A 12,820-nucleotide genomic window follows, 5' to 3' on the forward strand; every position below is an offset into this window, starting at 1 on the left:
GTCTTCGGATGCTTCGATATCGGCCGGATCGTTCCTTACTGCGACTCATTCGCCTGTGACGTGAGACACACTGAGCCCCGCTGAGATTGCATCATAATCGCGATGTAACCAAGACGGACGGGACGCACGATCCCGTATCTATTTTCCGGTCACTTCGTTCCCAGCGGCAGGGATGCGCGCGTTTCCGACAGGATTTCTCGCGACAGAGTCTCGTCGTCGACGATACGGGCAAGCACCATCGCGCCGACCATCGACGCCCAGGCAGCGATCGCTGCGCGACGTTTCGCATGAGGCGTATCGCCATCGGCATCTGCCGTCAGATAATCGATCCTGTAGCGAGTGGCCTGTGTCATCCTGTGCCGCAGATCGGCTGAGCCCCGCGCTGCTTCCGTTCCGAGACTTGAGAACAGGCAAGCTGTCGCGCGGTTGTTGCGATGCCGGACGCTGAGATAGCCGTCGGCGTAGTCCGCCGCCGACCGGCGCGGGTCCGGGCTGTTGGCGGCCGACGGCAACACGTGTCCGACGGCTTCCGCAATCAGGGCCTCCTTGGACGGGAAGTGCCCATAAAAGGCTCCGTGCGTCAGACCGGCTTCGCTCATCACGTCGGCAACCGTAACGTCGTCGAAGCCGTGTTGCCGGAACAGGCGCGCGGCCGCGACCATGATCCGCGTGCGATGCTCCGCCACTTGCTCTTTACTCACTTTCATTTGTGCACCCGTGATAAGCCGTCATTTTACATGATGTCTATCATGAATATAATCATGATGATGATAATGTTTGAGAAGTGCACCAGGCAGATCCGGTGCCGAAACAACGAGGTGAGCATGATCTATCCGATGAAATCGGCGGGTTTGGCCAAACCAGGGTCACCGGCACGACGCCGCGCTCTTGCGGCAACTGCAATGCTGCTCACTCTGGTGGCGACGATCGGCGCGGGCGGACGGGCGCAGGCCGCCGCGAATGACGCCGAGGCTCGTACCATCTTCGAAAAATTCATTGCCGCGCAGAATGCGCACAACGCCGACGCGGTGAAGGCCATGCTGCTGGATTCACCCAGCACGGTGCTGTTTGCGAGAGGCATCGATACGCGAGGTCGCGATGCCGTCGCCGCCCGGTTCAAGGAATATTATGAAGGTACCTGGCAACTCGAACCCGACATGTCGAAATTCCGGGTCGCTGTGTTCTCGAGCAACATCATGCAGATTCTTGTGCCCATCGTCTTCACGCGAGGGCTGCCGGGCAAGCCACCCCAGCAAAACACTTTTTTGATCAGCCAGACCTATGTTCAGGACGCGAACGGCTGGCACATCGCGTCCATCTTTCCGGTCGCGAACACGGAGCTGAAATAACGAATGGCGACCGCGTGCCACTGAGAATCGTAGCTGCTGCTGCGAGATGAAACCGTGAAGCCTCTAGCGCGGCATCCTTCACTCGCTTCGCGAGCGAAGGATGGTGGGCACGACAGGGATCGAACCTGTGACCCCTACCATGTCAAGGTAGTGCTCTCCCGCTGAGCTACGTGCCCTAGAGGTCATTTCATCGGTGGGGTCCCTATAACGGCTCAGGGGACCCGGCGCAAGGACGGATGGGGGCCGATTTAGGCCGCCAGCATCTTGTTCACTTCGCTCACCAATTCGCGCAGGTGAACGGGTTTCGACAGCACCTTGGCGTTCTTGGGGGCGTCCGAATCCGAGTTCAGGGCCACCGCGGCAAAGCCTGTGATGAACATGATTTTGATGTCGGGATCGAGTTCCGAGGCCCGGCGGGCGAGCTCGATTCCGTCCATCTCCGGCATCACGATGTCGGTGAGCAGCATCTCGAACGGCTCTTCGCGCAACCGCTGATAGGCGGCCATGCCGTTGTCATGGGACGAGACCTGAAAACCGGCGTTTTCCAGCGCCTTGACCAGGAAACGGCGCATGTCGTTGTCGTCTTCGGCGAGCAGGATCTTTGGCATGGCTGGACGTCGAATCCCCAAGACAATTACAAGGCATCAGCAGAGGTCACTAAGCCCGACAGAGGGTAAATTTCGGGTGAAAATCTTTACCCTGGCCCGACCGGCATGGCCCCTTGTGAACCTGAACGGGCCGCGAATCAATCGAGTCGCGCCGGTCAATCCCCGCCTCGATGCCCGCACGGTTAAGACATGTTCCAGCGCCGATCACGCTTTTTCGCTTGGCAGAATGGTTGCGATTCCGGACAATGACGACACATAAGAGCCGCTCGATCGGCCGAATCACTGCGATCCGGGGCCTTGCTGGATCGTGCGGCGCCAGATCTTGGGGCGTAAAGGGACGAAGCCTGAGAATAAGGGACGAAGCCTGAGCAGATGACCCGGTTTGACGGCGACAAGTCGCCAGCGTTCGAGATCGTGGAGCCCGCCGAATGGCGCGCACCGATCATCTTCAACTCGCCCCATTCCGGCTCGACCTATCCGGACGATTTCCTGGGCGCCTCGCGGATCGACCTGCCGACGCTGCGGCGCTCGGAAGATTCTTTCATGGACGAGTTGATCGGACATTTGAGCGAGCGCGGCTTTCCGACCGTGCGGGTCAACTTTCCCCGCTCCTATGTCGACGTCAATCGCGAGCCCTATGAGCTCGATCCCCGCATGTTCACCGGGCGGCTGCCGAGCTTTGCCAACACCCGCTCGATGCGGGTCGCGGGCGGGCTCGGGACCATTCCGCGCGTGGTCGGCGACGGCCAGGAGATCTATCGCGACCGCATCCTGGTCGACGACGCGCTGGCGCGCATCGAGACGCTGTACAAGCCCTATCATCGCGCGCTGCGCCGGCTGATCAACAAGGTGCATCAGATGTTCGGCACCGTGGTGCTGGTCGACTGCCACTCTATGCCGTCGGTCGGGGTCTCCCGCGACGAGCCGCGCCGGCCCGACATCGTGATCGGCGACCGCTACGGCACGAGCTGTACGCCGCTGTTGCCCGACCGGGTCGAGGAGACCATGAGCGGGCTCGGCTATTCGATCGGCCGCAACAAGCCCTATGCCGGCGGCTTCATCACCGAGCATTACGGCAACCCGGCGAGCGGCCTGCACGCGGTGCAGCTCGAGCTCAACCGCGCGATCTACATGGACGAGCGGCGGCGCGAGCGCGGCCCGCGCTTTGGCCAGGTCGCGTCGGATTTCGGCGTGCTTGCCGACGTGTTGGCAACGACGATCCCGTTCGGCGATCTCGGCCCGTTCCAGGCGGCGGCGGAATAAGCGCGCCGTCACCGCGATCATGTCGCGGATCAAGGATCAACACAGCAGCAGCAAGGGTAAGTGCATTGCGCGCGGAATCTTCGCTTCGCGTTTTCGCGCGCTCGAAGTGAAGACAAAGGGCCAAAGAAAAAAGGGCCGCTTCTGATGAAGAAGCGGCCCAAGTCTAGGGAGGAAACGCCCAAGGAGGGCAGCGGTAACGCAAAGCGCTACCGCACCGCAACAATATGCGGCCGCGACGCACAAAGTGCAAGGGCTTTTGAGCCCTTTCCCATGCAAAACACACATGGCTCTGTTGCTTCCAGAGAAACCCAGATTCAGTTTCTTTGATAAGGAAATTCAATGGGTTGATAGTTGTTTGCATACGAACAAGGCATGCTCGGAACTAAGTATTCAACTCAATGATCGATTTTTGGCCAGCGTATGGCTTGTCCGAGACAATGAGCACGGCATCCAAAATACCAGGGTGCAAGATCAAGACAGCGCTGCCTGTCTCCTGCGATTTGAGCTAGGCAGAAGCGAGCTTCACCCGACTTTCGTTTTGAGGATGCGCCGTGACGGTGATCGACTTCTCAGCCTTCATCGGATGGCTCGCCACCGCCGCCGGCGAAACCATCCTGCCGTTCTTCCGCACGTCGCTGTCGATCGACGACAAGAGCAAGACCAAGGATTTCGATCCGGTCACGGAAGCCGACCGCGCCGCGGAAGCAGTGATGCGGCGGCTGATCAAGGCCAATTTCCCCCAGCACGGCATCGTCGGCGAGGAATTCGGCAACGAGCGTGAGGATTCCGATTATGTCTGGGTGCTCGACCCCATCGACGGCACGAAATCCTTCATCGGCGGGTTTCCGATCTGGGGCACGCTGATCGCGCTGCTGCACAAGGGCGCGCCGGTGTACGGCATGATGCACCAGCCCTTCATCGGCGAGCGCTTTTCCGGCGACAACGGCTCGGCCAATTATAAAGGCCCCTCCGGCGAGCGCCGGCTCCAGGTCCGCCGCTGCGCCTCGCTGTCGGAGGCGACAACCTACACCACCAGTCCCTTGCTGATGAACGAGCGCGACCGCGCCATCTTCGGCCGGATCGAGAAGAGCGCGCGGTTGTCGCGCTACGGCGGTGATTGCTACTCCTATTGCATGCTGGCGGCGGGCCACGTCGATCTCGTGGTCGAAACCGAGCTGAAGCCCTACGACATCGCAGCCCTGATCCCGATCGTGACCGGGGCCGGCGGCGTCGTCACCACCTGGGAAGGCAAGCCGGCCCAGGGCGGCGGCCGCATCATCGCCGCCGGTGACTCGCGCGTTCACGAAGAAGCACTGAAACTGCTCAACGGTTAGGCGACCCATCGTTTGCGCATGATCCATTCGGAAAACCGCTGCACACTTTTCCGGATCATGCTTCAGGGGGCTTGTATGAAAAACTGGCGTAAGCTCTTCCTCGCAAGCCTGCTGCTGTTTCCCACCCTCGCCTCCGCCCAGAATTTTCCAGCCAAGCCGATCAAGCTGATCGTGCCGTTCCCGGCCGGCGGACCTAACGATATCATTGCGCGCGTGATCGGCCAGCGCATGTCGGAACTCGCCGGCCAGCCGGTTCTGATCGACAATCGCGGCGGCCAGGGCGGCGTGCTCGGCACTGATGCGGTCGCCAAGAGCGCGCCCGACGGCTACACCATCGCCATCTCCTCTGCCGGCGCGCTCGCGATCAGCCCGAGCATGGAGAGGGTCGCCTATGACACGCTCGCTGACCTCACGCCGGTGACGCTGGTTGCGACCGTGCCGGAAATGCTGGTGGTGGCCACCGACGTGCCGGCGAAAGACATCGGTGAGTTGATTGCGCTCGCCAAGGCGCAGCCCGGCAAGCTGAACTTCGCCTCCTCCGGCCCCGGCAGCCTCCCGCATCTCGCCGGCGAATTGTTCAAGCTGACGGCCAAGATCGACATCGTTCACGTGCCCTATCGTGGCGCGGCACCCGCGGTGAACGATCTGCTGGGCCAGCAGGTGCAGATGACCTTCCTCGATCTCCCCGTGCTGCTGCCGCAGGTCAAGGCGGGTGCGCTGCGGCCAATCGCAGTCGGCTCGCCCGAGCGCGCACCGACCGCGCCCGACGTGCCGACCACCGCAGAGGCCGGTTTTCCCGATCTGCGCATCGAGAACTGGTACGGCATAGTGGCACCAAAGGGCACGCCGACGGAGATTGTCGCGGCGCTGCATGATCTGGCGACGAAGGCGATGGCGGATCCGGCGGTGAAGGAAAAGCTCGCCGCGCAAGGCGCAACGCTGATCGGCGACAGTCCGGAACACTTCCGGCAGTACATTGCGGACGAGACGGCGAAGTGGGCCAAGGTGATCAAGGACGCCGGCGTCGAAACCGCGAAGTAGCAGCCGACTCGTTCCTCAAGGTGTTGCAGCAAACGCCCGACCGGCCACGGATCACGGCCCTGTGTCGTACACCACCGCGCTCGCAGTCTGGCGCGGCAATGCCTGGCATGCCAATGTAAATGCGCCAAACCGTCGGGAGGTCAGCATGCGGACGATGATACTGGGAGCACTTTGCGCCATCGCAATGGTCACGAGCGCAAACGCCGCGATCAAGGAGGAGCCGGTCACCTATACGGACGGCGAGACCACGATGAAGGGCTTTGTCGTGTACGACGACGCCAGCCAGGCCAAGCGCCCCGGAATCGTGATGGTGCATGAATGGTGGGGCATCACCAATCACATCCATAACGAGGCAAAGAAGCTCGCGGAGCAGGGCTACACGGCCTTCATTGCCGACATGTATGGCGACGCCAAGACCGCCGACAACCCGAAGGACGCCGGCGCGCTCTCGGGTTCGGTGATGAAGAACCCCGCGGCCATGGAGTCGCGCTTCAAGGCCGCACGGGACCAGCTTGTCAAACAGGCTTCGGTCAATCCCCAGCAGATCGGCGCCGTCGGTTACTGCTTCGGCGGCGCGGTGGTCTTGAACATGGCGCGTGCCGGCGCCGATCTCGCCGCCGTTGCGGGCTATCACGCATCGCTTGGTCTCAATACGCCTGCGCCAGCGCCGGGAACCGTCAAGGCGAAAATCCTGATCCTGAACGGCGCGGACGACCCCTTCGTGAAGCGCGAGCAATATGATGCGCTCAAGAAGGATTTCGACGCCGCCAAGGTCGATTATCGGATCATCGAATATCCGGGCGCCGTGCACGCCTTCACGAATCCCGAAGCGACCGAGCTCGGCAAGAAGTTCAACCTGCCCATCAGATACGACGCCAAGGTGGATCAGGAAGCCAAGGCCGAGGCGACCAAGTTCTTCGCCGCCGACCTCAAAAAGTAGACAGAAAAGGCCACCTTTGGGTGGCCTCTTCAAGCTTGGGCGAGCTGCGGCGTCCCCAGACCTTCAACATCGTGTCTCACCGCTGAACTTCGGCGCGCAAATAGTCCACCAATTGCTTGGCGGGGCGCGGCAACGATTTGAAGCTGCGAGCGCAGATCGTCAACCTTCGATTGGCCCAGCCGTCGCGGATCCGGATCGCCACGATCGGCATCGATCGCGCGCAGCGTCTTGCCGCGGTTTCCGGAACGACGGCAACCCCGACGTCGGCGGCGACCATCTGGCAGATCGCGTCGAAATCGCGCAGGCGAGCGCGAACGCGAAGGCGGGCGCCGAGCTTCGCCGCATGCCGGGAGATGTGAACCTGCAGCGCAGTCGACGCCGTGAGCCCGACGAAATCGCGCTCGGTCACCTCCTGGAAGTCGATCTGGCGGCGATGGCCGATGTCGCTTCGGCGCGCGGCCACCAGCATGAGCCGGTCCTCACTGAACAGAAATCGCTCGACGCTGTCGGGCAGCGCGTGCTCCGCCGCAAAGCCGATATCCGCAGCGCCGCTGGCGATCGCGGTGGCAATGTCGGCGCTCTCGCGCTCCTCGACGTCGACATTGATATCGGGATGCTCGCGCAGGAACGCCGCGAGCGCCCGCGGCAGGTGCTCCGACAGCCCCGATGTGTTGGCAAGCAGCAGCACGCTCGCCCGCACGCCGCTGGCATAGGCGGCGAGATCGCCCTGCAAGGCCTCGACGTTATGGATGACGATGCGGGCATGATCGAGCAGGCTTTCACCGGCCGCCGTCAGCTCGATGCCGCGGCGCCCGCGCTTGAGCAGGGCGACGCCGAGCGCATCCTCCAGTCCCTTGATCCGGGCGCTGGCTGAGGCCAAGGCCAGATGCGACTTTTCGGCGCCGCGGGTGATGCTGCGCTGATCGGCCACGGCGATGAAAAGCTGGAGATCGACGAGGTCGAAACGCATTCGGGCTGCCCTATGCCTTCGCCTGGAGCGAAGGCTGTCTCCGTAACCTCCAGATTGTGCCGGCGCGCGGCTTCGGTCAATGTGGAGAGATGATCGACCCGCTTCTCATTCTCATCGCCGCCGTCTTCCTGGCCGCCGGATTCGTCAAAGGCGTCGTCGGGCTCGGCCTGCCGACCGTCTCCATGGGCCTGCTCGCGGTGAACATGGCCCCCAGCCGCGCAATCGCCATCGTGATCGTGCCCGCCATCGTCACCAACATCTGGCAGACCTTTGTCGGCCCCCATTTGCGCGACATCCTGAAGCGGCTGTGGCCGCTGATGATCGGCACCGTGATCGGATGCTGGCTCAATGCCGGCGCGCTGACCGGTCCCTATGCGCGCTACGGCACGGTCGTGCTCGGCGTGCTGCTGGTGATCTACGCGATCCTCGGGCTGAGCAAGGTCCAGTTCCGCGTCGCGCCGCAAAACGAGAAATGGGTCGGCGGCGTGGTCGGCGTGATCACCGGCATGATCTCGGCCTCGACCGGCGTGCAGGTGATCCCCTCGATGCCGTTCATGCAGGCGATCGGCATGGAGAGGGACGAGCTGGTGCAGGCGCTCGGCGTGTTCTTCACGACAGCGACGCTGGCGCTGGCCTTCAACCTCACCGCGGGCGGCCTGCTGACCCCTGCCAATGCCGTACCCGGGGTGATCGCCATGGCCGGCGCCTTTGCCGGCATGTTCGTCGGCCAGTCGGTGCGGGCGCGACTGCCGGCGGAGGCGTTCCGCCGCTGGTTCCTGATTGCAATGGTCGTGCTCGGCTTCTATCTGGCCGGCAGCGCGCTGCTGAAAGAATTCGGCTAGTGCGTGAACGTGCGACGTCGTCGCTTCATTCGGAAGCCGCAAGACTCAATGGAGACTGCCCTGCCCACTTTGCTCACTAGCGGCGCGGACTTGGGGGACAGCACTTGAGGCGAACCGTATCAAGTCCCCCTGGCGCTTGGTGTTGGTCTTCTCGAAAAGCTGCTTGAGGTGCCAGCGGACGGTGTTGATCGATATCTGAAATCGCGCCGAGATGTCTGCCAGGCTGAGGCCTTCCAGCAAAGCCGACAGGACGCGGCCCTCGGCCCCGGTCAGGCCAAAGGCCGACACCAGTGTGGTCACCATACCCTCATCAAACGAGGGCTGATGATGCACGAAGATCGCGGCGCTGGCAGATAGCTGTCCCCCATAGTTTGCACGGAGGCCGCTCGTCAAAGGCAGCAGGGTCGCGACCGCGAAGTGCCCCTCTTCAGTCTCCAGTGAGAGCGATTTTACATCCAGATCAGGCATCCGCGAGGCGCGACGCAACTCCTCCCGGTTGCGAGGATCGTTCGCGGTGAGCACACCATGCACCGAACTTAGGCTGCTGTTGCCCGACAGGAATTCCTGAGCTGCCGCGTTGGCGTGAATGATGCGCTGTTTTGGGTCAACAAGAATGACAGCGACGGCAAGGCGGTCCAACACTTCGGCGAGCGAATTGCATTCCAGCGTTTTCCGTTCGAGCAAATCCGAGATCGTCAGAACGCGGCGCAGATGCGGACAAAGCCCTCGGAACCGTTCGACGTCGTCAACACCGTATCCGTCTTTCCCGCTGACATTACAGGATACGATGCGGTTTCTGTCTTCGATGACCTTTGCGGCGAGTACATCCCCCACATTATAAGGCAGATGGAACTCCTTATAATATCTCGATTGCTTGAACTCCTCGACGTCCAGAACATCCTCGGTCCGAACCGGCTCGTCCACGCCGAACATCCTCATCGCGTTCACCCGTGGATTGATTGCGCGATATTTCGAAACGTAGATCTCGTGCACGTCTGGCTCGAAACCGAACTCCACAAAAAAGTGAGGCTTCTCGGCAGCGCGGCTGCGGGCGCCGATCGCTGCGGTCCGGCTATCCATGTAGCCGGCCAGCAGCGGCAAAACGTGCGGCCACAGGTCGGGAACGATGGCGCAATCGTACATTGCCGCCAACAGCTGCGAGAGATCACGGGCCTCGGTCATGCGATGCCTCACTTCCCAGGGTGCGCGGTGGCCAGATCTTACAACTCATTCGTGCCCGGCAACATCCGATCCTCATGGCGCTGATAGCAGCATTGCCGAGAGAGCAGATCGCCGTACCGCCTTCATTGGAGCAAATCATTTTGCGCCGCCCCATCCATTTGGATGGGGACACAGGAATGCATCAGAGAGCAGGGTCCGAAGGCCTCAACCTGGCACGTCCGAGCCGCGGTCGAGCGCACGCTCTCAGGCCCTGAGCTTGTCTGGGTGGAAGAGCATAGCCTGGAGATACCGCAATGAGCACGACTTACACGCCGACGCGCTCAGCCCACACCACCGAATCGACTGGCCGGTTCTCCAGCGCGCTCAAGGAATTCTGGAACGCTTATCAAGAATGGCGCCAACAGGAGCGGCTTCGTCTCGAATTTTCCAACCTCAGTGATCGGGAGCTCAAGGATATCGGGATTGCACGTGGCGAGATCGACTATGCCGCCTCGCACCGAGATAGCGACCCGCGCGGCATCCGATCGGATGGATAATATCGAATCTCGCCGCGGCCGGCATTCGGCGCAACCAGCCGCCGCTTGGCGCAGAAGCGGCGCCGGCGCTTCGATGAACACAAACCTACCGCGTCTCCAGCATGGCGACGCGGATGCCGAGATAGATGAAGAGGCTACCCAGGGCACGGTTGATCCACGCGATCACGCCCTCGGACTGGCGCAGGCGGTTGGCGGCCCTTGCCGCGAACGCCGCCAGCACCAGACACCACAGCGTTCCCGTGCAGATGAAGATCAGGCCGAGCGTCAGGAAGGCGAGCGGTTTGTGGGCTGCATCGGCTGCGACGAATTGCGGCAGGAAGGCCAGGAAGAACAGCGCGACCTTGGGATTGAGCGCGTTGGTGAGAACGCCCTGGAGGAAGACCCGCCGCAGCGAGTTCCGCACCGGCTCGTCGGTTGCCGCCGCCAGCGCCGGGCGCGACCACAGCATCTGAAGTCCCGTCAAAACGAGATAGGCCGCGCCGACCAGCTTCAGGATCGAGAACGCGGTCGACGAGGCCATCAGCAGGGCCGAAAGGCCGATCGCAGCGCCCGCGACATGGAAAAAACAGCCGCAACTGATGCCAAGCGCGGCAGCGGCACCACCCCGCCAGCCCATCTGCAGGCTGCGGCCGATCACATAGACCGAGTCCGGCCCCGGCGTGATGTTGAGCAGTATGCCCGACAGGATGAACAGCCAGATTTCGTGAATACCCAGCATATCAAAGGCCCCCGCCGCCCGGCCGGGCGGTCTCAAGGATTCGGCTTAATCGGTTCGCACCCCGCCGTCCACCGCCGGAATTGCGTAGGATTTGCATAGAATTTGCAATGCGGTTCATACTTTCGCTCGGCCTCATCTGCTCTATAAAGGCCGGGTTCTTGAAATGCGGGATTCGCGGGCGCCGCCACGCCGTGGCTGGTCCCCCTCCTTTGGAGCTCCGAGGATATGGAAAGACGTCTGGCTGCCATCGTCTGCGCCGATGTCGCCGGGTATTCGCGCATGATGGGCAGTGACGAGGCCGGCACGCATGCCGTCTTCAAGGCCCATCGCAGCGCGATCCACCCCATCATCCTCAATCATGGCGGCCGCGTCGTGAAGAACACCGGCGACGGCTTCCTGCTGGAGTTCCCCTCCATCGTCGGCGCCGCCGAGGCCGCGATCGCGATGCAGGTGCTGATGGCGGAACGCAATCACCATCTGCCCGCCGACCGCGCCATGCAATTCCGTCTCGGCATCCATATGGGCGACGTCATCGCCGACGAGGACGAGGTGTTCGGCGACGACGTCAACATTGCCGTCCGCCTCGAATCCGTGGCCAGCCCCGGCGGGTTCGCGATCTCGGCCAAGGCCTACGGGGAGGCGAGCAGGCATCTCACCGTGCCGCTGAACGATGCCGGCAATCACCGCTTCAAGAACATCAAGGATCCGGTCGGGGTCTGGACCTGGACGCCCGAGGGTGCGCCGGCACTTGCGCCCGAGCTGAAGGAAGGATCCGCGCTCTCCCAGCAGTACCGCACCGCGATCGTCGGCGTGCTGCCCTTCGCCAATCTCAGCGACGCCCGGGACGAATATTTCTCCGACGGTCTGACCGAGGATCTGATCCACGCGCTGTCGCTGCAATCCTTCTACCGCGTGCTGAGCCGCAACTCGACCTTCACCTTCAAGGGCAAGAACGCGAGCACCCGCCTGATCGCGCGCGAGATCGACGCCACCTATTTGATCCAGGGTTCGGTGCGGCGCGCCGGAGCCAAGATCCGCGTCACCGCCGAGCTGGTCGCGCCGGAGACCGGCGAGCAGCTCTGGACCGGGCGCTACGACCGCGACATCGGCGATCTCTTCGCGATGCAGGACGAGATCACGACCAATTTGTCCGCCGCCATCGCCACCGAGATCGTCCGGGCCGAGGCCTCCGCGCCGGCGCGTCCGACCACCGACATCACCGCCTGGGACCGCTTCCTGAAAGGTCTGTCGCATTACTACCGGCAGACCAAGGAGGATCTGGACACGGCGGTCGCCCTGTTCCGGGAGGCGATCGCGCTCGATCCAAAACTGTCGATCGCGCACGCCTATCTCGCCACGATCCAGATCCAGAGCATCCAGTTCGGCTGGGTCAAGGGCACCCGCGAGATGTGGTCGGAGGCGATGGGCCTCGCCGAGACCAGCGTCCGGCTCGACCCGCGCTCGTCCTTTGCGTTCTCGATCCTGTCCTGGGCGCATGCGCTGGAAGGTCATGACGAGGCCGCGATGGACGCCGCCAAGCGCGCGGTCGCCCTCAACCCCTACGACATGGGCGCGCGCGGTGTGCTCGGCATCTGCCATTTCGTGATCGGCGAGCACCGCCAGGCGATCGAGCTGTTCTCGATCGCGGCCCAACGCGACAACAGCGACCCGCGCTATCAATGGGCGGCGCTGAACGCCTTCAGCCACTATCTCGTCGGCCAATATGACGCGACCCTGTCGTGGGCCCGCGAGCAGCTCTACGTCAACCCGAACCACTTGCAGGCCCTGGCGATCCGCGCCGCCGCACTGGCGCAGCTGGGACGGACCGGCGAGGCGATCGAGGCGACCTCCGTGCTGATGGGCAACTACCCGACCCTGAATGTCGACCGGCACTTGCGGAATTTTCACTGGAAGCGGCCCGAGGACCTTGCGCATTACCGCGAGGGGCTCTTGAAGGCGGGCGTGCCGCTCGGCAAGCTCACCTTGGTCCAGAGCGACGTCAAACGCGCAGCCGAATCCTGAGGCCAAACCGCTTCT

General features: G+C 62.8%; 13 protein-coding genes and 1 tRNA gene. 8 read left to right on the forward strand and 6 right to left on the reverse strand.

Annotated features, from left to right (window positions below):
* Positions 1-149: 149 nt before the first annotated feature.
* Entirely contained in the window at positions 150-707 is a 558-nt protein-coding gene (locus ACPPVR_RS38210; RefSeq protein WP_426611642.1) for a TetR/AcrR family transcriptional regulator, read from the reverse strand.
* Between the two features lie 117 nt (positions 708-824).
* Between ACPPVR_RS38210 and ACPPVR_RS38215 the strand changes: the two genes are divergently transcribed.
* Positions 825-1,349: a DUF4440 domain-containing protein gene (locus ACPPVR_RS38215; RefSeq protein WP_426611643.1), complete on the forward strand. Its 525-nt coding sequence runs from the start codon at positions 825-827 to the stop codon at positions 1,347-1,349.
* A 101-nt stretch (positions 1,350-1,450) separates the two neighbouring features.
* Here the strand turns inward: ACPPVR_RS38215 and ACPPVR_RS38220 are convergent.
* Together ACPPVR_RS38220 and cpdR are read right to left on the reverse strand one after the other, a co-directional pair.
* Positions 1,451-1,525: transfer RNA gene (locus ACPPVR_RS38220), tRNA-Val, on the reverse strand.
* A 72-nt stretch (positions 1,526-1,597) separates the two neighbouring features.
* Positions 1,598-1,957: a cell cycle two-component system response regulator CpdR gene (cpdR, locus tag ACPPVR_RS38225; RefSeq protein ID WP_007597092.1), complete on the reverse strand. Its 360-nt coding sequence runs from the start codon at positions 1,955-1,957 to the stop codon at positions 1,598-1,600.
* Between the two features lie 372 nt (positions 1,958-2,329).
* Between cpdR and ACPPVR_RS38230 the strand changes: the two genes are divergently transcribed.
* From ACPPVR_RS38230 to ACPPVR_RS38245, 4 genes are all read left to right on the forward strand, one after another.
* Entirely contained in the window at positions 2,330-3,220 is an 891-nt protein-coding gene (locus tag ACPPVR_RS38230) for an N-formylglutamate amidohydrolase (RefSeq protein WP_426611644.1), read from the forward strand.
* Between the two features lie 551 nt (positions 3,221-3,771).
* Complete coding sequence (hisN, locus tag ACPPVR_RS38235) at positions 3,772-4,554, forward strand: histidinol-phosphatase (protein ID WP_426611645.1); 783 nt, start codon at positions 3,772-3,774, stop codon at positions 4,552-4,554.
* Positions 4,555-4,629: 75 nt separating this feature from the next.
* Positions 4,630-5,595: a Bug family tripartite tricarboxylate transporter substrate binding protein gene (locus ACPPVR_RS38240; protein ID WP_426611646.1), complete on the forward strand. Its 966-nt coding sequence runs from the start codon at positions 4,630-4,632 to the stop codon at positions 5,593-5,595.
* A gap of 145 nt (positions 5,596-5,740) precedes the next feature.
* Positions 5,741-6,535 carry a dienelactone hydrolase family protein gene (locus ACPPVR_RS38245; protein WP_426611647.1) on the forward strand — a complete coding sequence of 265 codons (795 nt, stop codon included), beginning with the start codon at positions 5,741-5,743 and terminating at the stop codon, positions 6,533-6,535.
* Positions 6,536-6,611: 76 nt separating this feature from the next.
* On the opposite strand, the gene ACPPVR_RS38250 is transcribed toward ACPPVR_RS38245, so the two are convergent.
* Positions 6,612-7,505, reverse strand: coding sequence for a LysR substrate-binding domain-containing protein (locus ACPPVR_RS38250; protein ID WP_426611648.1), 894 nt, complete (start codon positions 7,503-7,505; stop codon positions 6,612-6,614).
* Positions 7,506-7,594: 89 nt separating this feature from the next.
* Between ACPPVR_RS38250 and ACPPVR_RS38255 the strand changes: the two genes are divergently transcribed.
* Positions 7,595-8,347, forward strand: a complete 753-nt coding sequence (locus ACPPVR_RS38255) for a sulfite exporter TauE/SafE family protein (protein ID WP_426611649.1) — start codon at positions 7,595-7,597, stop codon at positions 8,345-8,347.
* A 45-nt stretch (positions 8,348-8,392) separates the two neighbouring features.
* Here ACPPVR_RS38255 and ACPPVR_RS38260 read toward each other — a convergent pair whose 3' ends face one another.
* Complete coding sequence (locus tag ACPPVR_RS38260) at positions 8,393-9,529, reverse strand: LuxR C-terminal-related transcriptional regulator (RefSeq protein ID WP_426611650.1); 1,137 nt, start codon at positions 9,527-9,529, stop codon at positions 8,393-8,395.
* A 293-nt stretch (positions 9,530-9,822) separates the two neighbouring features.
* Between ACPPVR_RS38260 and ACPPVR_RS38265 the strand changes: the two genes are divergently transcribed.
* Entirely contained in the window at positions 9,823-10,065 is a 243-nt protein-coding gene (locus tag ACPPVR_RS38265; protein ID WP_426611651.1) for a DUF1127 domain-containing protein, read from the forward strand.
* Between the two features lie 85 nt (positions 10,066-10,150).
* Here ACPPVR_RS38265 and ACPPVR_RS38270 read toward each other — a convergent pair whose 3' ends face one another.
* Positions 10,151-10,783, reverse strand: coding sequence for a LysE family translocator (locus ACPPVR_RS38270; RefSeq protein ID WP_426611652.1), 633 nt, complete (start codon positions 10,781-10,783; stop codon positions 10,151-10,153).
* A gap of 225 nt (positions 10,784-11,008) precedes the next feature.
* On the opposite strand from ACPPVR_RS38270, the gene ACPPVR_RS38275 reads away from it, so the two are divergent.
* The gene (locus ACPPVR_RS38275; protein ID WP_426611653.1) at positions 11,009-12,805 is read left to right on the forward strand and encodes an adenylate/guanylate cyclase domain-containing protein; all 1,797 of its coding nucleotides are present in this window, start codon (positions 11,009-11,011) and stop codon (positions 12,803-12,805) included.
* The last annotated feature ends 15 nt before the right edge of the window (positions 12,806-12,820 follow it).

This window comes from Bradyrhizobium sp. McL0616 (genome assembly GCF_049993385.1).
Lineage (GTDB): Bacteria > Pseudomonadota > Alphaproteobacteria > Rhizobiales > Xanthobacteraceae > Bradyrhizobium.

Coding starts and splice junctions, on each gene's coding strand:
- ACPPVR_RS38210 (WP_426611642.1), bottom strand. CDS start 707: ATGAAAGTGAGTAAAGAGCAAGTGGCGGAGCATCGCACGCGGATCATG.
- ACPPVR_RS38215 (WP_426611643.1), top strand. CDS start 825: ATGATCTATCCGATGAAATCGGCGGGTTTGGCCAAACCAGGGTCACCG.
- cpdR (WP_007597092.1), bottom strand. CDS start 1,957: ATGCCAAAGATCCTGCTCGCCGAAGACGACAACGACATGCGCCGTTTC.
- ACPPVR_RS38230 (WP_426611644.1), top strand. CDS start 2,330: ATGACCCGGTTTGACGGCGACAAGTCGCCAGCGTTCGAGATCGTGGAG.
- ACPPVR_RS38240 (WP_426611646.1), top strand. CDS start 4,630: ATGAAAAACTGGCGTAAGCTCTTCCTCGCAAGCCTGCTGCTGTTTCCC.
- ACPPVR_RS38245 (WP_426611647.1), top strand. CDS start 5,741: ATGCGGACGATGATACTGGGAGCACTTTGCGCCATCGCAATGGTCACG.
- ACPPVR_RS38250 (WP_426611648.1), bottom strand. CDS start 7,505: ATGCGTTTCGACCTCGTCGATCTCCAGCTTTTCATCGCCGTGGCCGAT.
- ACPPVR_RS38255 (WP_426611649.1), top strand. CDS start 7,595: ATGATCGACCCGCTTCTCATTCTCATCGCCGCCGTCTTCCTGGCCGCC.
- ACPPVR_RS38260 (WP_426611650.1), bottom strand. CDS start 9,529: ATGACCGAGGCCCGTGATCTCTCGCAGCTGTTGGCGGCAATGTACGAT.
- ACPPVR_RS38265 (WP_426611651.1), top strand. CDS start 9,823: ATGAGCACGACTTACACGCCGACGCGCTCAGCCCACACCACCGAATCG.
- ACPPVR_RS38270 (WP_426611652.1), bottom strand. CDS start 10,783: ATGCTGGGTATTCACGAAATCTGGCTGTTCATCCTGTCGGGCATACTG.
- ACPPVR_RS38275 (WP_426611653.1), top strand. CDS start 11,009: ATGGAAAGACGTCTGGCTGCCATCGTCTGCGCCGATGTCGCCGGGTAT.